Raw genomic sequence first — 20,551 nt, 5'->3', positions numbered from 1 at the left:
CCAATTGACTACAATAAAACGTTGTTGTTGGATGCTAATGGAATCAGCTAAATAAGCAAAATTTTCTGGAAATAGTCATCCTTTGCGTAAGCATTCGATTTTTTTTACTTTTTTCAAGAAAATAATAATTCAGAATATTCTGACTATATTTATGCAACACTAGTGACAACAGCTGATAAATACAATAAAGAAGGTTCGGAAATTGAAGTTGAAGTCTCTATGTCATTGCCTAGTGTTCTTACTTCAGGACAATCTAAAATGATTGATCTTTCTAAAGAACTTGGGAAAAAATATTTAGATTTAGATCTTTCTATTAAAGCTTCAACTGGTGTTACTGATGGTTCAAACTTATTACATGGTAAAGATAAAGACTTTCCGTTTATGATGTTCGGCCCTGGTGAAACAAAAATGGCTCATAAAGTAGATGAATATGTTGCTAAAGACGTTTATCTTGCCTTTTTTGATATCTATAAAGAGTTGATTTTAGGATTGACGAACGAAAAAATAACTAATCTCTTTGATAAAGAGGAAGAGGAGTCTACTTTTTTGGTAGTCTCCTCTTTTTATTTTTCAATACGAAAAAAGAGGATTTATGACTAAATAATGGTATACTTTTATTATAAGCCTTTACATAAGGAAAAAATCAGAAAGAAGGTTATGTAGATGAGTTGGAAAGAAACTTACACTATTTGGAACGAATTTAAAAATTTAGAGCCTACTTTAAAAGAAGAATTGGAATCTTTAAAAGATGACAATGCTGCTTTAGAAGATGCGTTTTATGCGCCATTAGAATTTGGAACTGCTGGGATGCGCGGTGTCATCGGTGTGGGAATCAACCGTATGAACCAATACACCATTCGTCAAGCTACAGAAGGTTTAGCCTTATTTATAGAACAGAACGGTGAAGAAGCTGTTAGACGCGGAGTAGCCATTGCCTACGACTCTAGACACCAATCACCAGAATTTGCTATGGAAGCTGCTAAAACCTTGGGAGTCCATGGGATTCCAAGTTATGTATTTGAAAGCTTGCGACCAACTCCAGAGCTGTCTTTTGCAGTGCGTCATTTGAATGCATTTGCTGGTATCATGATTACTGCTAGCCACAACCCACCCGAATACAACGGCTACAAAGTGTATGGCGAAGATGGAGGCCAAATGCCACCTAAAGATGCAGATGCATTGACTACCCTTGTCCGCAGTGTAGAAAACAGCTTAGGATTAGAAGTACTTTCACAAGAGGCATTGAAAGAAAAAGGTCTTTTGACAATGATTGGCGAAGATGTAGATAAAGTTTATTTAGATCATGTGAAAGGAGTTACTGTAAACTCAGAAATGATTCAAAAAATCGGCAGCGACATGAAATTGGTCTATACGCCATTACACGGTACTGGAAAAATGTTGGGTGAACGTGCGTTAGCTGATGCTGGGTTTACAGGAATCACTTTAGTGCCTGAGCAAGCAGAAGCTGATCCTGACTTCACGACGGTTAAATCTCCTAATCCAGAGGAACCGGGAGCTTTTGAATATGCCATCAAATTAGGAAAAGAGATTGAAGCAGATGTTTTAGTAGCAACTGATCCCGACGCTGACCGTTTAGGAATTGCGGTAAAAACTGCTGAAGGCGATTATGAAGTATTGACTGGGAACCAGATTGCCAGTTTGATGCTGCATTATTTGCTGACTGCTCAAAAAAATAATGGAACATTGCCTTCAAATGGGGCTGTTTTAAAATCCATTGTTTCCAGCGAACTGCCAACTGTGATTGCAGAAAGTTTTGGCGTAGAAATGGTCGATGTATTGACTGGCTTTAAGTTTATCGCTGAAAAAATCGAGCAATACGAAGCGGATAACAGTCATACATTTTTGTTTGGATTTGAAGAGAGCTATGGCTACCTTGTTAAATCTTTTGTTCGTGATAAAGATGCTATTCAAGCGCTGGTGTTGATTGCTGAAGTAGCTGCTTATTATAAAGAAAAAGGACAAACCCTTTACGATGGGTTGCAAGAATTATATGCGACTTATGGTTACTTCAATGAAAAAACCATTTCTGTAAAAATGGCTGGTATTGAAGGTTCTGAAAAAATCAAAGCTTTGATGTCTAAATTTAGAGAGCAAGCTCCTACTGAGTTTAATGCAATCAAAGTGGCTACTGTCGAAGATTTTAAAACCAGCACCAAAACAATGGAAGATGGATCCAACGAAACAATTGAAATGCCGCCAGCAGATGTATTGAAATACACTATGGAAGATGGTAGTTGGATTGCCATTCGTCCATCAGGGACCGAGCCGAAAATCAAATTTTATATTGGAGCAAAAGCTGATTCTAATGCTCAGGCAGCTGAAAAAGTAGCTGGATTTGAAAAAGCTATCAATGAATTAGTGGAAGATTGATTTATTGATCTATAAACAAACAGGAGTGAGGGTATCTTTATCCTCACTCCTGTTTGTTTATAGATTTTTATGCAATTGTTATTAGGGACAATCCGTAGGAGTAAACACTTTAATAAAAGTACCATGAATAAATATGAGCAATTAGAATTCTAATTCAGATTCAAGCAGTTGATTTGAAATAAAATAGATCTTAAAAAGACTTGAAGTAAAGGAAAGCGGGTTAAAAAGAGCATCACTAGACCTGTTAAAAATAACACTTAACAAGATTAGCGATGCTATCCATTCAAGTTTTAAAAACTGGTATGGTTAAAAAAGGATGACCCAAGTCCTTTCTTTAGAAATTACATATGGATAGGCATACCTAAAGCTAACTCAGATGCATCCATAATAGACTCGGCAAGTGAAGGGTGAGCATGAATCGTCAACGAGATATCATCAGCATTCATGCCGTTTTTAATTGCAAAGCCTACTTCACTGATAATGTCGGGAGCCCCAACACCAACAATCTGTGCTCCCACAAGAGTATGATCGTTATCTTCATCAGTAATTAAACGAACAAAACCTTCTGTTTGGTTCAAAGATAATGCACGGCCATTTCCTGCAAGAGGAAATTTGCTGATTTTTAAGTTTCGATCAGATTTTTTAGCTTCAGTAGCTGACATCCCTACAGTGGCCATCTCAGGTTCTGTATAAACCGCGATAGGAAGAACTTCTTCTTCTAAAGCAGGATTTTGACCTGAAATTACTTCTGCAACAACTTTTCCTTCATAACTTGCTTTGTGAGCAAATGCAGGACCAGGAGCTACGTCTCCGATAGCATAAATTCCGCTAACTGAAGTTTGTAACGTTTCGCTGACTTTGATACGACCGTTTTCGTGCATTTCAACGCCGACACTTTCTAAGTTCAAACCTTTCGTATAAGGTTTTCTTCCAGCAGATACAAGCGCAACACTTGCTGTAACAGATTCTTCTTTACCATTTTTTTCATAAGTGATCGTCACATCATCAGCTGATTCGGTAGTTCTTTTGATGTTTGCGTTTGTAATGATTTCAATACCTTTACTAGCATAATTTTTTTCAACCATTTTAGACATGTCTTCATCAAAGAAATGTACAACGTGAGACTCTTTTTCTAAAATGGTTACTTTTACACCTAAGTTGCTGAAAGCTCCAGCTAATTGTGTTCCAACATAACCGCCACCAATAATCACAAGTGATTCAGGTGCTTTTCTCAGAGCCATTCCTCCAGTTGTATCTACGACTTTATCGCCAAAAGGAACTTCATCTAATGCGATGGCAGTTGTACCTGTAGAAATAACAGCGTTTGTGAATTCAATTTCTTCTGTACCGTCTGCTTTTTCAACAATCAAATGATTGCTGTCTTTAAAACTTGCAGTACCTCTGATGATTTCCACCTTGTTTTTTCTTAATAAAGCTTCTACTCCACCAGTCAAACGTTTTACAACTGTATTTTCTTTCCAGTCTTGTGTTTTTTCTAAATCAATCTGAGCACTTTCTGTTTGTACACCAAATATCTCAGAATTTGTTGCATTGTGAAATGCATGCGCAGCGGTAATGAGTGCTTTTGAAGGAATACACCCTACATTCAAACAAGTTCCACCAATGTATTGTTTTTCAATAATGGTGACTTTTTGCCCCAACTGTGCCGCTCGTATCGCGGATACGTATCCTCCTGGACCGGAGCCAATAATGACAGTTTCCTTTTTGCTCATAATAAATCACTCTTTTCTTATTGTTTTATATTTCACACAACTATTCTCCCATATAGTAATTTACTCTAAATTTGACTAAAAAACAAAGGATAGTTCTTATTTCTTAAAAATAGATGAGGGACGCTATACATGACACGCCCGGAATGTTATAATATAGTGATGGATATTAGGGGACGAAAAAGAGAAAGAGGCGAATAATATGGTTGAAAGTTTGAACATAGTGATCATCACTGGTATGAGCGGAGCGGGGAAAACCGTAGCTATGCAAAGTTTTGAAGATATGGGTTATTTTTGTGTGGACAACATGCCACCCAGTCTACTGCCAAAATTTTGGGAGTTAGTGAAGGAATCAGGCAAACTAAACAAAATTGCACTTGTTATTGATTTAAGATCGAGTGCTTTTTTCGACGAATTAGTTCCAGCTCTAGAAAGTTTAGACAATACTTCTTTTATCACCACAAAAGTGTTGTACTTAGATGCTAATGATACTCAGTTAGTGTCTAGATACAAAGAAACTCGGAGAACTCACCCATTAGCTAATGGCGGACGAGTAATGGATGGTATAAAAAGAGAAAGAGACATGCTTGAAGCTATAAAAGGAAGAGCACAGTTAGTGATTGATACATCCGAGTTGACACCACGTCAACTCAGAACTAAGATCCTAAACGAATTTCACACAGCAGAAACAACAACTTTTCGTGTAGAGATGGTTTCTTTTGGATTCAAGTACGGTTTACCAATTGATGCAGATGTCGTGATGGATGTTCGATTCTTACCGAACCCTCATTATATCAATGATTTGCGTCCACTGACCGGAAAAGATAAAGCAGTATATGATTATGTAATGCAACAACCGGAAACTGAAGTCTTTTACCGTAAATTTACAGATTTACTAGAATATGTATTGCCAGGTTATAAAAAAGAAGGTAAAAGCAGCGTGACGATCGCGATTGGCTGTACAGGCGGAAAACACCGTTCTGTGGCCTTGACAGAACGTATAGCAGCAAAAATACAGTCAGATGGGTACCCAGTTCATATTACACATCGCGATTATGAAAAGACCAAGGAGTCAGTGAATCGATCATGATGAATGAAAAAACAAACAAGAAGAAAAATAGAAAGCCGAAAATAGTCGTTATCGGTGGTGGAACTGGACTTCCGGTTGTACTGGCAGGGCTTAGGGCAAAAAATTCAGACGTAACTGCAATCGTTACAGTGGCAGATGATGGAGGGAGCAGCGGCGACTTGCGCCGACAAGTAAATGCTGTTCCTCCTGGAGACATTCGAAACGTATTAGTGTCTCTTTCAGATATCCCAGCGATGCAAAAAGAAATTTTTCAATACCGTTTTGCTGTGAATGACCAATCGCTAGCTGGACATTCTATCGGGAATCTCATCATTTCAGCTATGGCTGAAATGAAAGGCAATATTTATGAAGCCATTCAAGTATTAGGAAAAATGATGATGATTGATGGGCATGTTTATCCAGCAGCTGAAGAGCCTTTAGAATTGCATGCTGTATTTGAAGATGGAACTCAAGAGAGTGGCGAATCTTCAATTGCAAAGCACCGCAAACTCATTGATCATGTGTATGTGACAAAGCTGGACGGGTCGAGAGAAGTAAAAGCAGCTCGCAAAGTAGTTTCAGCTATCATGGACGCAGATATGGTTGTTTTAGGACCAGGAAGTTTGTACACCAGTATTTTACCGAATCTGATGATTCCTGAGATAGGAAAAGCAGTGGTCGAAACACAAGCAAATGTGGTTTACATTTGCAATATCATGACTCAGCTTGGTGAAACAGAAAATTTTTCGGATGCCAATCATATTGAAGTGTTGCATCGTCATATGAACCAAAAATTTATTGATACAGTTTTAGTCAATATTGGAGAAGTGCCTGAAAATTATATCGATACTGAAAAATATGATGAGTATTTAGTGCAGGTAGATCATAATTTTAATGGTTTGAAAAAAGAAGTACCCATGATTATTTCAAATAACTTTTTAGAACTGAGAGACAATGGAGTGTTTCACGATAAAGATAAAGTTGTGGAAGAACTCTTTAAAATATCCTTTGACATCCAATATTACGGAAAAAAATACGAAACTAATTTAGATACGTTATAAAAAGATAACAGCGAAAGGAGGGGAAGGGTTTGTCATTTGCCTCAGAGGTAAAAAAGGAACTCACGCAGTTGGAAGTTCACAGAGAGCATGCAAAAGCTGAGTTGGCAGCATTGATTCGGATGAATGGGAGCATCAGTTTAGTTGAAAAGAAGTTTATTTTAAATGTTCAATCTGAAAACGCAGCTATTGCGAGACGGATTTATGTTCTGTTGAAAGATCATTTTGAAGTCGAGAGTGAACTATTAGTGAGACGTAAAATGAAACTGAAAAAAAACAATGTTTATATTGTGCGTTTAAAACAAGGGACCAAAAAGGTTTTAGCAGATTTATCGATCATGGATGGGATGTTGTATCAAGGACATGTCAGTAAAGAGATTTCAGAGAACAATCAAAAAACGAAATCTTATTTAAGAGGAGCCTTTTTAGCAGGCGGTTCAGTGAATAATCCCGAAACTAGTCGGTATCATTTAGAGATTTATTCGAATTATGAAGAACACAATGATGATATTTGTTCGATGATGAATAAATTCGGGCTGAATGCTCGGACGATTAGTAGAAGAAACGGTTATATCACGTACTTAAAAGAAGCTGAAAAAATCGCTGATTTCTTGGCACTGATTGGTGCTACGAATGCCATGCTGAAGTTTGAAGATATTCGTATTGTTCGAGATATGCGTAATTCTGTGAATCGTTTAGTCAATTGCGAAAATGCCAATATGAATAAAACGATTGATGCTGCCAGCAAACAAATAGAAAACATTCGTTTCTTGGAAGAAGTGGTAGGCTTGGAAAGTCTTCCGGAAAAGTTAAAAGAGATTGCGATCGTGCGTGTGGAAAATCCAGATGTGACTCTAAAAGAACTGGGTGATTTAGTACCTAGTGGAAAAATCAGCAAATCGGGTATCAACCATCGTTTACGAAAGCTAAATGAAATGGCCGAAAGTTATCGAAGCAAAAGCCAGATAGGTGTAAGCAACTAAAGAAAAGAGCTAGTAGAAGAAATCAGTCCTTCTGCTAGCTTTTTAAATTTTTTCATTTTGTGTAGAGACGGCTGTTTTTTAAACGCCCTGCTCCACGCTCTATGCGTATCTTTTTCTGTTTGTGGAGGATGGTATGGAGAGGGACTCTCGATATTTGGTTACCGTTCTTCTGGAGATGGTAATTCCTTCTTCAGCTAGTGCACTGGAAATCTTTTGATCAGACAAGGGTTTTAATTTATTTTCTTCCGCAATCATGTTTTTGATTTTAGATTTTACTTCTTCAGAAGAAATAGCTTGTTCTGTCAGGTCGTTATTTAGTGAAGATGAAGATTGCTTTAATCCTGTAGTAAAGAAGGACCTCATTTCATAAACGCCGAAATCCGTCTGAAAATATTTGTCATTTATGGAGCGGCTTACTGTTGACTCATGGATATCCAACACTTGAGCGATCTCTTTCAGGGTCATTGGAGTTAAAGGATGAGACTCTTTAAAAAAGAACTCTTTTTGTTTTTCAACTATGGCTGCACCCACGCGCACAATGGTCTCTTCTCTTTGTTGCAGACTACGTTGTATCCACTCGTATTCTGCATATTTTTCATTAATAAACTTCCTAACATCGTTGTCTTCAACCAGCAACATGTCTTGGTAATATTCTTTCTGGAATTTGATGATGGGTAAGCCAGTTTTAGCAGAAACAACAGAGAGTTGGTCATCTAATTGTCTTACGATAACATCGGGACGAATAAATTGATTTTCTTGGTTGCTGTAAGAAGAACCAGGATGTGCGGTTAAGGTTTGAACATAATCGGATATTTCTTGAATAGTCAACAAAGGCACAGTATATTGTTTAGCCAATTTTCCCCATTTATGAGAACTGAATAAATCAAAAGATTCTTCCAATATAAGGTAAGCCATATTTGGAGCTTCATTATCACGTTCGGTTTGCAGCATCAAACATTCTTGTAGAGATCTAGCTCCGACACCAGCTGGCTCGAGTTGCTGCAACAATGTCAGAGCATCAATCAGTTGAATTTCTTCAGCACCAGTTTTTTCTATAGCGTCATCTAGCGAAATAGTCAGATAGCCATTTTCATCTAAGTAGCTCGCCAGCCACAATACAAGTTCTCTTAGATATGTATCTCTCATAGTCAAGTTGATTTGGTCAATGACAGAAGTAAATAAAGAGGTTTGTCTGTCTGCTGCTTGATCAATTGGATTATAGTTCGTAGGAGCTGATGAAGTATTGTAGGAAAGACTATGTTGTCTTTCAGTTGGGGAAGATTGTTTTACTTTGACTTCAATCAAAGGATTCCCCAAAGCTTTTTGCTTTAAGAACAAAACCAACTCTTCTTGATTCATGTTCAGCATTTGAATTGACTGTTGCAATTGTTGAGTCATAGCTAACTTTTGGCTTTGTTTTTGCTGTTGTGTATAAGTTTGTTCAAAACTCATGGTTATCCTCCTTGGAACGGTTTCATCTATTTATTAATGATACCATATTCTGCAAAGAGCATTAATGACTGTAAAAAATTTAATCTTTCTTTGTGACGAATATTTGAAAAGAGAGTCTTTCACAGAAACGGAAGAAGGAGAGAAAGCTGCTTGTTAGAATAAAGATTTTATAACAGACGCTGATTATAAGATATGGTAAAATAACTATGCTATTGTTTTCAGGAAGAAACATGTAAGGGAACGAAACTGCCATGTAATGGAGTTTTTGACGAAAGACATTTTACTCAGCATTGAAAAGTGTCTTTTGCCTTATCTTGTGAAACGTTACAAAATTATTTATTAAGGGGAGATACAGTGTTTGAAATATTAAAAAAATTATCGTGGTTTTTTAAACTGAGGTGGAAAAGTTATACATTTGGCATCATTGCTTTGATGATTTGTGCGCTTTTATCGGCTATCACACCATTGATTATCGGAAACATCATTGATCAAATGATCGCCAATACATTGACTTGGGAAAATCTAGCTATTCAATCTGGACTAATTCTTATTTTTGCGATTACCATGTATGTTTTGCGGTATGGATGGAGGACAGCTCTTTTTGGAAATTCAACTTTGCTGGAATCCATTATGCGTAATCGCTTGTTTTCTCATTTTACTAAGATGGACAGCCAGTTCTTCAATGAATACCGTACTGGAGATTTAATGGCTCATGCGACGAATGACTTAGCAGCTCTTCGCTTTGTTGCTGGTGGAGGAATCTTATCGATTACAGACTCCATTTCCGTAGGGAGTGTCACGTTGTTCAGTATGTTCTTTTTAGTCGACTGGCAATTGACGTTGACCACTATCTTACCGTTCCCTTTATTGATCTTTGCTGCTCGTCACCTTGGGAAAGCTATCAATAAGCGTTACCGAAAATCATTGGAATCTTTTTCTCAAATGAACAACCAAGTACAAGAGAGTGTTGGCGGTATGAAAGTCATCAAGACATTTGGTGAAGAAGAACATCATTACGCTGATTTTATAAAAGATACGGATAATGTGGTAGCGAAAAACAAAGAGGTTTATAAAGTGGATTCTGCGTATACTCCGGTAATCGAAGGTATCACTGGGTTAACCTATGTGTTGACGTTATTTTTTGGAACTTATTTTATTTCTATCGGCAGAATCACTATTGGAGAACTGATCGCTTATTTTAGTTATTTATCTATGATGGCGTGGCCTTTGCTGGCCGTTGGTCGTGTAGCCAACACTTTAGAACGTGGGGACGCTAGCTATAATCGTGTAACAACCTTGCTTTCTTACGCTTCTCATTTGGAAAAAACGAAAGATCCGATCCCATCTCCTGTAACGGGAGACATCGATTTTGATATACAAGAGTTTACCTATCCGGAAGGGAAAAGTCCCGTTTTAAAAGGAACGAAATTTCATTTGGATAGTGGAAATACATTAGGGGTTGTAGGCCATACGGGTGCAGGAAAAAGTACGTTGTTCAAATTACTGATGCGAGACTATGATCAGTATCAAGGTCAAATCACGTACAATCAGGCGGATTTAAAAAAATATCGTTTAGATGCTGTTGCAAACGGAATTGGTTATGTACCTCAAGATACGTTCTTATTTTCAACCACTATTCGAGAAAATATTCGCTTTGTAAATCCTGGTCTGTCTCAAGAAGAGGTGGAGTATTTTGCTCAACTGGCAGATATCCATGAAGATATCACTCAATTTCCAGAAGGATACGATACAAAAGTTGGAGAACGCGGAGTTTCTCTATCTGGTGGACAAAAGCAACGGATAGCTATCGCACGCGCTTTAGCTACAAAGGCTGAATTTTTGATTTTGGACGATGCTTTATCGGCAGTAGATGCACAAACCGAATCACAAATTTTAGCCAATTTACGTGCGATCCGAAAAAATGAATCGACTATTATTGCTACCCACCGAATCAGTTCTATTATGCACGCGGATGAAATCATTGTTTTGGATAAAGGACAAATCGTAGAACGCGGTAAACATGCCGAATTATTACAAAATGAGGGTTGGTACCGCAGAATGTATGAAGAACAACAACTGCAACAAAAAGTGGAAGAAGGAGGGGAATAAACTAGTGGAACAAAAGAAAAATTTTACGATACGAGAACAAATCCATATTTTAGCTGGTTTATTCTCATTTACAAAACCTTTTTGGCTGCCGTTCTTAGCTGCTATCATTGGAATGGTCATTGTTTCCAGTATAAATGCTTACTTGCCTGTAGTGATTCAACGCTACATTGATGAATACTTAGCTGTAGATCAAGTAGCTCTTGATGCGACTATTCGTATTACGCTATTTTACTTTAGTTTTGTAATAGTGAAAATGATTGTGGTATATGCAAAAGATTATTGTTTTAAGATAGCATCCGAGAAAACAGTTGCGAGTATGCGAAACCAAATTTATCATAAAGTGGTTCATTTAGGGATGCGTTATTTTGACCAAATTCCGAATGGTTCAGTAGTTTCGCGAGTCACCAATGATACAGAGACCATTAAAGAATTTTGGAATGTATTCTTGACTTTTTTAGACGGCTTTTTAAATGCCATAACCATTGGTGTAGCGATGTTTAGTCTAAATGCTCGTTTAGCATGGGTATTTATGGCCTTTGTACCGATCGTGATTGTATTGATTTATATTTACCAAAAATACAGTACATTGATCTATGGCCGAATGCGAGAAGCTTTGAGTCGATTGAACGCCAAATTGAGTGAATCCATTATGGGAATGACTATTATTCAGCATTTTAATCAAGAAGAACGAGTAAAAAATGAATTTGATGATGTAAATCAACAATATGTAGCCGCGAGAAACAATATGTTTAAAATGAATGCTTTGTTATTGATGCCGGCCATTAATTTGATTGAAGCTATTGCATTGTTTGTTGTATTGTGGATCTTTGGATTGCGTCATTTGCAAGGTATAGCAGTAGATATTGGGATTGTTTATGCATTTACGTCATATGCTAAATCGTTCTTCCATCCTATTGGAAATATGCTGGATAGTTTAAGTATTTTTCAAGATGGATTAGTTTCAGGAGCACGGGTAGTCAGTTTATTAGATCGTGATGATATGGCCCCCAGTGCAGAAGAGGACGCAACTGGCAGGGTTACCGAAGGGAAAATTGCTATTCAGGATCTATCCTTTTCTTATGACCAAGAAAAAGAAGTTCTCCAAGATATCTCAATTTCGGCAGAACCTGGTCAAACTATTGCTTTAGTCGGACAAACTGGTTCAGGAAAGAGTTCTATCATTAATGTGCTGATGCGTTTTTATGAATACGCTAAAGGTGATGTGCTGATAGATGGACAATCCATCCGGGATATTCCGATTGAAAAATTACGTGAACAAATGGGATTGGTTTTACAAGATAGTTTTATGTTTTATGGCGATATTGCTGACAATATCCGGCTGCATGGGAATTATTCTGATGAAGAGATCCGTCAAGCCGCTGAGTTTGTAAATGCAGACAGCTTTATTGAAGAACTCGATGGTGGTTACCACGCAAAAGTTATTGAAGGTGGAGCTACATTCTCAACAGGTGAAAAACAATTGATCAGTTTTGCCCGTACCATTTTGCGAAACCCTAAAATATTGATTTTAGATGAAGCTACCGCAAATATCGATACCGAAACAGAAAAGAAAATCCAAAAAGGGTTAGAAAATATGCGTCGCGGCCGTACAACCATTATTATTGCCCATCGCTTATCGACAATTCGAGATGCAGATAAAATCTATGTGTTACGACATGGAGAAATTATTGAAGAAGGAAATCATGAATCATTGATTGATCAACAAGGGGTTTATCATGATATGTACCAACTTCAAACTTTCCAAGAAAATAATTAGACTGTTTAATCTACTTTGAGTCGCTTTCTATTTATAGAGAGCGGCTTTTTCTCTATGGTACTCAGAGTTGAAATTAGAATTAAAGAAACTTGTTTGAGCGAAATATGAGCCTATTTGCAAATTTTGGCTTGTGTTTTAGGCTGATATTAGATAATATTAAGTAGTTGTCATCCTGTCTCCTTAGTGTAATGGATATCACGTAAGATTCCGGTTCTTGAGATGGGGGTTCGATTCCCTCAGGAGACATTAAAAAGAGCGTGGAGCAACGAGTCTAAAGAAGAGCGTGGAGCAACACGTCTAGAGAGTACGAATTAATCCGCTCTAATATACATTGATAAAGGGGTCAGGGTTTTATCCTGGCTCCTTTTACCTGTATAATCAAAAACAGATATAAAAAAAGTGAGAAATAAGACAAAAAGACAATAAAAAGTTTGACCTTTATTGACCAAAAGAGTAAAATAAGGGTAGAAACTCATTGAAACTGATTCTTTAGAATGAGTATGATACAATCATTAGGAAACAAATTAGAGGAGGAATACTTCATGAACTTAGTACCTACAGTTATTGAACAATCATCAAGAGGTGAACGCGCCTACGATATTTACTCACGTTTATTAAAAGACCGTATTATCATGTTAAGCGGACAAATTGATGACGATGTAGCTAATTCAGTTATTGCACAATTGCTCTTTTTAGATGCACAAGACCCAGAGAAAGATATCTATATTTACATCAACTCTCCTGGTGGTAGTGTGACAGCCGGCTTTGCTATTTATGACACGATGAACTTTATTAAATCTGATGTTCAAACGATTGCAATGGGAATGGCTGCTTCAATGGGAAGTTTCCTATTAACAGCTGGAGCAAAAGGCAAACGTTTTGCATTGCCGAATGCAGAAATTATGATTCACCAACCATTAGGCGGAGCACAAGGACAAGCAACTGAAATTGAAATTGCTGCTCGCCACATCTTAAAAACACGTGAACGTTTAAATAAAATTTTATCTGACAGAACTGGACAACCCATTGAAGTTATTGAACGTGATACAGATCGTGATAACTATATGTCTGCAGAAGATGCAAAAGCATATGGTCTGATCGATGAAGTAATGGAAAATAACGCAGAACTACCAGGTAAATAGATTAGTGAACAAAGGAGACCTTTTCCATTAAATTGGAGAGTGGTCTCCTTTTCCATTGTAAAAAGAATGTTTTTCATTTGCTCGGATTCCAAGTATACTATTAAGTATCACTAATAGGAGGTAATATGATGGATATTAGCAAGATCAAAGCAGATAAAGTCAATACAACTTATGGATTTAAAATTGGTAAAGAAAGTGCACCAGTTAAAGTGATCGAATTTATTAATTTGCGTTGCCCGTACTGCAAAAAATGGTATGTTGATTCTAAAGATGTATTGACTGACTATGTGCACGAAGGAAAAGTCCAACGCATCATTAAATTATTTGATAAAGAAAAACCCAGTTTGAAAAAAGGGAATGTCGTTCATCATTATCTGGACTACAAAAATCCGGAAGATGCATTGATTGAAATAGATTACTTTCTTGCTCATCAAGATGAATGGGGAAATCTAGCCGATTTAGATCAAGTGGCAGAATATGTGGTTGAAAAACGCGGATTGACTCACCAACCTAATGAAATTGAAATCAATGGCATCATTCAGGAAGCTGACGATGCTAATGTAGTATTTGTTCCATCCGTATTCATTGGAGACCATGTCTTCGATGAGCATATCACTCCTGTGGAATTAAAAGAGTTGATTGATTTAGAATACGCCAAAAAGAACTCTTGAAACTCAGCCGTAAATAAGTAACACATTTGTCAAAAAGGACTGAGAAACGGTTCTTTTTACACTCCTGGACATAAAGAATGAAGTGGTAAAAACCGCTTCTTTATGTCTAAGGTTTGTCAAAAGGACTACCCATATCGAATTAACTCAGTAATGAGAGATTCTTGAATTAATAGGTTGCATGTTGTCCCAAGAATTGGTAGAATACAACTGTAAGAGATAAAACAGACGGGGGAAGTTCTGTAAAATGTAGAATGAAGAGCATGATTTAAAATCAAATGTCTTTATGCATTTTAATCTCTTTGTTTTTTTTGATATAGAGGGTCGCTAAACGGCTGACGTGGACGAAAAACGACCCACTTAGAAAGAGGTGGCTCATGGAAGAGGTTTTGTCTGTTATAGAAAAAGTAGCTCCTGACGTAATAGACACTCTAAAAGAGAGACACCGAATTTTGAGGAATATCTATTTGTTAGGACCAATCGGAAGACGAGTGCTCGCTGACAAAATAAGTATATCTGAAAGAAGTTTACGTACGGAAGTGGAAGTGTTGAAAAAACAACGTCTTTTACTTTCTACAAAATCAGGAATGTTGCTTACTCCTTATGGAGAAGAAACGTATCGATCACTAGATCACTTAATGGGACAAAAATTAGGCATGCGCGATAAGGAAAAAAATCTAGCGATTTACTTCCAAATTGAGCAATGCGTTATTGTGTCAGGTGACCTTGACAGTCAGTCAAAGGTTATTGCTGATTTGAGTAGAGCGACTTTTGAAACATTGGATTTTCTATTACCAGAAGGCAAAAATATTATTGCCGTGATGGGTGGAACAACAATGGCGGCAGTAGCCAACCGCATTGATGAAAGTCTTTCTAAAAATCGAGAATTGTTTTTTGTGCCTGCGAGAGGCGGGCTGGGAGAGTCTGTAGATATACAAGCAAACTCAATCAGTGCAAGACTTGCTGAAGTCACAGGAGGCAAAAATCAAGCTCTGTATGTACCAGAACAAGTCGGCAAAGAAACGTATGAGTTTTTATTGCAAGAACCCAGCGTGAAGAAGACGTTAGATTTGATAAAACTGGCAAATTGTGTAATCTATAGTATAGGAGACGCAGGACATATGGCAAAGCGACGAGGACTTGATGATGAGACACTCGCGCTTCTTAAAGAAAAAGCAGCAGTTGCTGAATCTTTCGGAGAATTTTACAATGCTGAAGGTGAAGTGGTGTATAAAATCCCACGCATCGGTATGCAATCCAGCAAGTTAACGACCGTACCTAGTGCGATTATTGTGGCGGCTGGAGAATCGAAAGCTGAAGCGATCAAAGCTTATATGAAAAACGCACCCTCGCAAACTTGGCTAATCACTGATGAAGGTGCTGCAAACCAGATTTTAAAAGGGATTACCCTTTAAAATAAATAAATTTTCGATTTTCTAAAGGAGGAAATCTTGTTATGTCAGTAAAAGTAGGTATTAATGGTTTCGGACGTATTGGTCGTCTAGCATTCCGTCGTATTCAAGAATTAGAAGGTATTGAAGTAGTTGCGGTAAACGACTTAACAGATCCAAAAATGTTAGCTCACTTATTAAAATATGATACAACTCAAGGACGTTTCAATGGAGACGTTGAAGTTAAAGATGGCGCATTTACAGTAAATGGTAAAGACGTTAAAGTATTAAGCAACCGTAACCCAGAAGAACTTCCATGGGGCGAACTTGGAGTAGAAATCGTATTAGAATGTACTGGTTTCTTCACTACTCAAGAAAAAGCTGAATTACACATCAAAGCAGGAGCTAAAAAAGTTGTTATCTCTGCACCAGCAACTGGTGACATGAAAACAATCGTTTACAATGTAAACCACGAAACTCTTGACGGTTCTGAAACAGTTATTTCAGGTGCTTCTTGTACTACTAACTGTTTAGCTCCTATGGCTCAAGTACTAAATGACAAATTTGGTATTGAATTAGGATTAATGACAACTATCCACGCTTACACAGGTGACCAAAATACATTAGATGCTCCACATCCAAAAGGCGACTTCCGTCGTGCTCGTGCTGCAGCAGCTAACATTATCCCTAATACAACTGGTGCTGCTAAAGCAATTGGTGAAGTATTACCAGAATTAAAAGGTAAATTAGATGGAGCTGCACAACGTGTTCCAGTTGCAGCAGGTTCATTAACTGAATTACAAACTGTATTGAAAAAATCAGTTACTGCTGAAGAAGTAGACGCAGCAATGAAAGCAGCAGCTAACGAATCTTACGGATATACTGAAGATGCAATTGTTTCTTCTGATATCTTAGGAATGTCATTTGGTTCATTATACGATGCAACTCAAACGAAAGTTATCACTGTTGGTGACAAACAAATCGTTAAAACTGTTGCTTGGTATGACAATGAAATGTCATACACTTCACAATTGATTCGTACTTTAGAATACTTTGCAAAACTGTAATTTAACGAATAGCAATTTCTTGTTAGGAGTATAAATTTACAATGATAAGCGGGGAAGCGACGCGCTTCTCCGCTTTTTTAATTGTTAAAGCATTTAGTAAGGGATACTAAGGAGGATTTTAACATGGCAAAAAAAGCTGTTACAGATTTAGATTTAAAAGATAAAGTCGTTTTAGAACGTGCTGATTTTAACGTTCCTATGAAAGATGGTAAAATCACGAATGACAACCGTATCCAAGCTGCTCTTCCAACAATCAACTACATTTTGGAACAAGGCGGAAAATTGGTTCTTTTCTCTCATTTAGGAAAAATCAAAACTGAAGAAGACAAAGCAGACAAAACTTTAAAACCTGTTGCAGAACGATTGAGTGAACTTCTTGGGAAAGAAGTGAAATTCGTTCCTGAAACACGTGGAAAAGAATTAGAAGATGCCATTGCTGCACTAAAATCAGGCGAAGTTTTGATGTTTGAAAACACTCGTTTTGAAGATTTAGACGGTAAAAAAGAAAGCAAAAACGATCCTGAACTTGGAAAATATTGGGCAAGCTTAGGCGATGTATTCGTAAACGATGCATTCGGAACAGCTCACCGCGCTCATGCTTCTAACGTAGGAATCGCAACTCACTTAGAAACAGCAGCTGGTTATTTGATGGACAACGAAATCAAATTTATCGGTGGCGCTGTAGACGCACCAAAACGTCCATTCGTAGCTATCTTAGGTGGAGCGAAAGTAAGCGATAAAATCGGTGTTATCGAAAACTTATTAGATAAAGCGGATAAAGTCTTGATTGGTGGAGGTATGGCTTATACTTTCTACGCAGCACAAGGAATTGAAATTGGTAAATCATTAGTCGAAGAAGACAAAATTGAATTGGCCAAAGAATTACTTGCAAAAGCTGGCGATAAGTTAGTATTGCCTATCGACAATGTTACAGCTGCAGAATTCAGCAATGATGTAGCAACTGAAGTTCATGAAGGACCAGTTCCTGAAGGACAAATGGGATTAGACATTGGACCTAAAACAATTGAACTATTCAAAGAAGCATTAGAAGGCGCTCAAACGGTTGTATGGAATGGACCAATGGGAGTATTCGAAATGTCGAACTTTGCTAATGGGACGATTGGTGTATGTAAAGCATTAGCTGAATTAGAAGATGCTATTACAATCATCGGTGGTGGAGATTCTGCCGCAGCAGCTCAACAATTAGGCTACGCAGATGAATTTACACACATTTCAACTGGTGGCGGAGCTTCATTAGAGTATTTAGAAGGAAAAGAATTGCCAGGATTGGCAGCTATTTCGGATAAATAAGATTCGTCTTTAAGCTGATTGAGATCCAAAATTTATGAAAGAAGGTTTTAGAATGCGTAAACCAATTATTGCAGGAAACTGGAAAATGAACAAAACTGCTGCAGAAGCACGTGAATTTGTTGAAGAAGTAAAAGGAAAAATTCCTTCTGCTGATGTAGTAGATTCAGTAGTAGGAGCTCCTACATTATTCTTACACGATTTAGTAAAAGCTGCAGAAGGAACTGATTTGAAGATTGCTGCTCAAAACTGCTACTTTGAAGAAGAAGGAGCATTCACTGGTGAAGTGAGCCCTAAAGCTTTAAGTGATATCGGTGTTAGCTACGTTATTATCGGACACTCTGAACGTCGTGAGTACTTCCACGAAACAGATGAAGATATCAACAAAAAAGCACACGCTATTTTCAAAAATGGTATGACACCTATCTTCTGTTGTGGAGAAACTCTTGAGCAATATGAAGCAGGAGAAACAAACGATTTAGTTGCTAACCAAGTAAAAGCTGGACTAAAAGGCTTAACTGAAGGTCAAGTAAGTGAAATCGTGATTGCTTATGAACCAATCTGGGCAATCGGAACTGGTAAAACAGCTACATCTGAACAAGCAAATGCCACTATTTCTGTTATTCGTGAAACAGTAGCAAAAGAATTTTCTCGTGAAGCAGCTGACGCTGTACGTATTCAATATGGTGGTAGTGTTAAGCCTGCAAACATTGCAGAATTAATGGACCAACCTGATGTTGATGGAGCATTAGTCGGTGGAGCAAGTTTAGAAATAGATTCTTTCTTAGCGTTATTGGAGGCTAATAAATAATGAGTAAATCACCAGTAGCTATCATTATTCTAGATGGTTTCGGTTGTCGTACAGAGACTATGGGTAATGCAGTAGCTCAAGCAAATAAACCAAACTTTGATCGCTATATGGAAACTTATCCTCATGCCACTTTAAAAGCATCTGGTTTGGATGTTGGATTACCAGAAGGACAAATGGGAAACTCTGAAGTTGGTCATACCAACATTGGAGCTGGACGTATTGTGTATCAAAGTTTGACGCGTATCGATAAAGCTATAGAAGATGGCGATTTTCAAACGAATCCAGTATTGAACAGTACAATGAATCAAGCGATTGAAATGAACTCAAGTCTTCATTTATTTGGTTTATTATCAGATGGTGGAGTTCACAGTCACATCAATCATTTGATCGCTTTGTTGAAAACCGCTAAAGAAAAAGGCGTTCCAAATGTGTACGTACATGCTTTCTTAGATGGTCGCGATGTAGCTCCTGACTCTGGTTTAGGCTATGTGGAACAATTGGAAAAAGCAATGAAAGAGATTGGTATCGGAGAAATCGCTACTGTTTCTGGACGCTTTTATGCAATGGACCGTGACAAACGTTGGGAACGTGTAGAAAAAGCCTACAACGCTATTTTCCATGGCAAAGGAAACTTTGCTGATTCTGCTGTAGATGCAGTGAAAAACAGCTATGAATTAGGTAAAATGGATGAATTTGTAATGCCTACAGTTATCCAAAAAAATGGAAAACCTGTAGCAACAGTTGAAGATAACGATGCAATTCTATTCTTTAACTTCCGTCCAGACCGTGCGATCCAATTGTCAAATGCGGTAACAGACGAAGAATGGGATCATTTTGATCGTGGAAATCGTCCGTGCAACGTTCTTTTAGTAACGATGACTCTTTACAATGCCAGCATCAAAGCTGAAGTTGCCTTCCCGCCAATCGCATTGAAAAATGTTTTGGGAGAAGTATTATCTAGTCATGGATTACAACAATTGCGTATTGCCGAAACTGAAAAATATCCTCACGTTACTTTCTTTATGAATGGTGGACGTAATGAGGAATTTGAAGGAGAAAGCCGAATCTTGATTCCTTCTCCTAAAGTAGAAACGTACGATTTAAAACCTGAAATGAGTGCATATGAAGTAACCGATGCATTGGTTGCAGATATTGAAGCAGATAAACAAGATGCAATCATCTTGAACTTTGCTAATCCAGACATGGTTGGTCATTCTGGAATGTTAGAACCAACTATCAAGGCTATTGAAGCAGTTGATGAGAATTTGGGACGTGTCGTTGACGCTATTATTGAAAAAGGCGGTTATGCTGTTATTTTCGCTGATCACGGAAATGCAGATACAATGATCACACCAACTGGGGAACCACATACAGCACATACAACAGTGCCAGTACCAGTAATCGTCACTAAAAAGGGTGCAGAATTACGCAAGGACGGCCGTCTTGCAGATGTTGCTCCTACTATGTTAGATTTACTGAATATTGAAAAACCAGCAGAAATGACTGGAGAATCTTTAATCGTTAAAGATTAAAGAAAACCTGCGTAATCGTGGGATACTAGTTGCAAACCACATTAAAATTAACTAAACTGAACT

At 37.6% G+C, this 20,551-nt stretch carries 16 protein-coding genes and 1 tRNA gene; 15 read left to right on the top strand and 2 right to left on the bottom strand.

Annotation, left to right across the window (positions count from 1 at the left end):
• Nucleotides 1-162: 162 nt before the first annotated feature.
• Both ACEN4I_RS03950 and ACEN4I_RS03945 read left to right on the top strand, forming a co-directional pair.
• Nucleotides 163-600: a M20/M25/M40 family metallo-hydrolase gene (locus tag ACEN4I_RS03950; RefSeq protein WP_407102205.1), complete on the top strand. Its 438-nt coding sequence runs from the start codon at nt 163-165 to the stop codon at nt 598-600.
• Nucleotides 601-663: 63 nt separating this feature from the next.
• Entirely contained in the window at nt 664-2,391 is a 1,728-nt protein-coding gene (locus tag ACEN4I_RS03945; RefSeq protein WP_407102203.1) for a phospho-sugar mutase, read from the top strand.
• A 341-nt stretch (nt 2,392-2,732) separates the two neighbouring features.
• Here ACEN4I_RS03945 and lpdA read toward each other — a convergent pair whose 3' ends face one another.
• The gene (gene lpdA, locus ACEN4I_RS03940) at nt 2,733-4,124 is read right to left on the bottom strand and encodes a dihydrolipoyl dehydrogenase (RefSeq protein WP_407102202.1); all 1,392 of its coding nucleotides are present in this window, start codon (nt 4,122-4,124) and stop codon (nt 2,733-2,735) included.
• A gap of 199 nt (nt 4,125-4,323) precedes the next feature.
• Between lpdA and rapZ the strand changes: the two genes are divergently transcribed.
• The 3 genes from rapZ to whiA are packed head-to-tail and all read left to right on the top strand — an operon-like array spanning nt 4,324 to nt 7,231.
• On the top strand, nt 4,324-5,211 hold the full coding sequence (gene rapZ / locus ACEN4I_RS03935; RefSeq protein WP_407095892.1) for an RNase adapter RapZ: 888 nt from the start codon (nt 4,324-4,326) through the stop codon (nt 5,209-5,211).
• Nucleotides 5,211-6,251, top strand: a complete 1,041-nt coding sequence (gene yvcK / locus ACEN4I_RS03930; RefSeq protein ID WP_407102200.1) for a uridine diphosphate-N-acetylglucosamine-binding protein YvcK — start codon at nt 5,211-5,213, stop codon at nt 6,249-6,251. The genes rapZ and yvcK overlap by 1 nt, the downstream gene beginning before the upstream one ends.
• 29 nt (nt 6,252-6,280) lie before the next feature.
• Nucleotides 6,281-7,231: a DNA-binding protein WhiA gene (gene whiA, locus ACEN4I_RS03925; protein WP_407095893.1), complete on the top strand. Its 951-nt coding sequence runs from the start codon at nt 6,281-6,283 to the stop codon at nt 7,229-7,231.
• A 99-nt stretch (nt 7,232-7,330) separates the two neighbouring features.
• Here the strand turns inward: whiA and rpoN are convergent, their stop codons facing one another.
• Nucleotides 7,331-8,683, bottom strand: coding sequence for an RNA polymerase factor sigma-54 (rpoN, locus tag ACEN4I_RS03920; protein ID WP_407095894.1), 1,353 nt, complete (start codon nt 8,681-8,683; stop codon nt 7,331-7,333).
• A 354-nt stretch (nt 8,684-9,037) separates the two neighbouring features.
• Here rpoN and ACEN4I_RS03915 point away from each other — a divergent pair, with 354 nt between their 5' ends.
• From ACEN4I_RS03915 to gpmI, 10 genes are all read left to right on the top strand, one after another.
• Nucleotides 9,038-10,792: an ABC transporter ATP-binding protein gene (locus tag ACEN4I_RS03915; protein WP_407095895.1), complete on the top strand. Its 1,755-nt coding sequence runs from the start codon at nt 9,038-9,040 to the stop codon at nt 10,790-10,792.
• Nucleotides 10,793-10,796: 4 nt separating this feature from the next.
• Nucleotides 10,797-12,569: an ABC transporter ATP-binding protein gene (locus ACEN4I_RS03910; protein ID WP_407102198.1), complete on the top strand. Its 1,773-nt coding sequence runs from the start codon at nt 10,797-10,799 to the stop codon at nt 12,567-12,569.
• Between the two features lie 174 nt (nt 12,570-12,743).
• Nucleotides 12,744-12,815, top strand: a tRNA-Arg gene (locus ACEN4I_RS03905).
• Between the two features lie 296 nt (nt 12,816-13,111).
• Nucleotides 13,112-13,711: an ATP-dependent Clp endopeptidase proteolytic subunit ClpP gene (gene clpP, locus ACEN4I_RS03900; RefSeq protein ID WP_407095897.1), complete on the top strand. Its 600-nt coding sequence runs from the start codon at nt 13,112-13,114 to the stop codon at nt 13,709-13,711.
• Between the two features lie 128 nt (nt 13,712-13,839).
• Nucleotides 13,840-14,382, top strand: coding sequence for a DsbA family protein (locus ACEN4I_RS03895; RefSeq protein WP_407095898.1), 543 nt, complete (start codon nt 13,840-13,842; stop codon nt 14,380-14,382).
• Between the two features lie 374 nt (nt 14,383-14,756).
• The gene (locus ACEN4I_RS03890; protein WP_407095899.1) at nt 14,757-15,794 is read left to right on the top strand and encodes a sugar-binding transcriptional regulator; all 1,038 of its coding nucleotides are present in this window, start codon (nt 14,757-14,759) and stop codon (nt 15,792-15,794) included.
• Between the two features lie 41 nt (nt 15,795-15,835).
• Nucleotides 15,836-16,837: a type I glyceraldehyde-3-phosphate dehydrogenase gene (gap, locus tag ACEN4I_RS03885; protein WP_407095900.1), complete on the top strand. Its 1,002-nt coding sequence runs from the start codon at nt 15,836-15,838 to the stop codon at nt 16,835-16,837.
• A 123-nt stretch (nt 16,838-16,960) separates the two neighbouring features.
• Nucleotides 16,961-18,148: a phosphoglycerate kinase gene (locus ACEN4I_RS03880; protein ID WP_407095901.1), complete on the top strand. Its 1,188-nt coding sequence runs from the start codon at nt 16,961-16,963 to the stop codon at nt 18,146-18,148.
• Between the two features lie 52 nt (nt 18,149-18,200).
• On the top strand, nt 18,201-18,956 hold the full coding sequence (gene tpiA / locus ACEN4I_RS03875) for a triose-phosphate isomerase (protein ID WP_407102197.1): 756 nt from the start codon (nt 18,201-18,203) through the stop codon (nt 18,954-18,956).
• On the top strand, nt 18,956-20,488 hold the full coding sequence (gene gpmI / locus ACEN4I_RS03870; protein ID WP_407102196.1) for a 2,3-bisphosphoglycerate-independent phosphoglycerate mutase: 1,533 nt from the start codon (nt 18,956-18,958) through the stop codon (nt 20,486-20,488). The genes tpiA and gpmI overlap by 1 nt, the downstream gene beginning before the upstream one ends.
• Nucleotides 20,489-20,551 lie beyond the last annotated feature (63 nt).

It is taken from the genome of Desemzia sp. FAM 23990 (assembly GCF_045528485.1).
In the GTDB taxonomy this organism is placed as follows: domain Bacteria; phylum Bacillota; class Bacilli; order Lactobacillales; family Carnobacteriaceae; genus Desemzia.
Note: the sequence above shows the minus strand (reverse complement) of the source record. Positions and strands in the feature narration are given on the sequence as shown.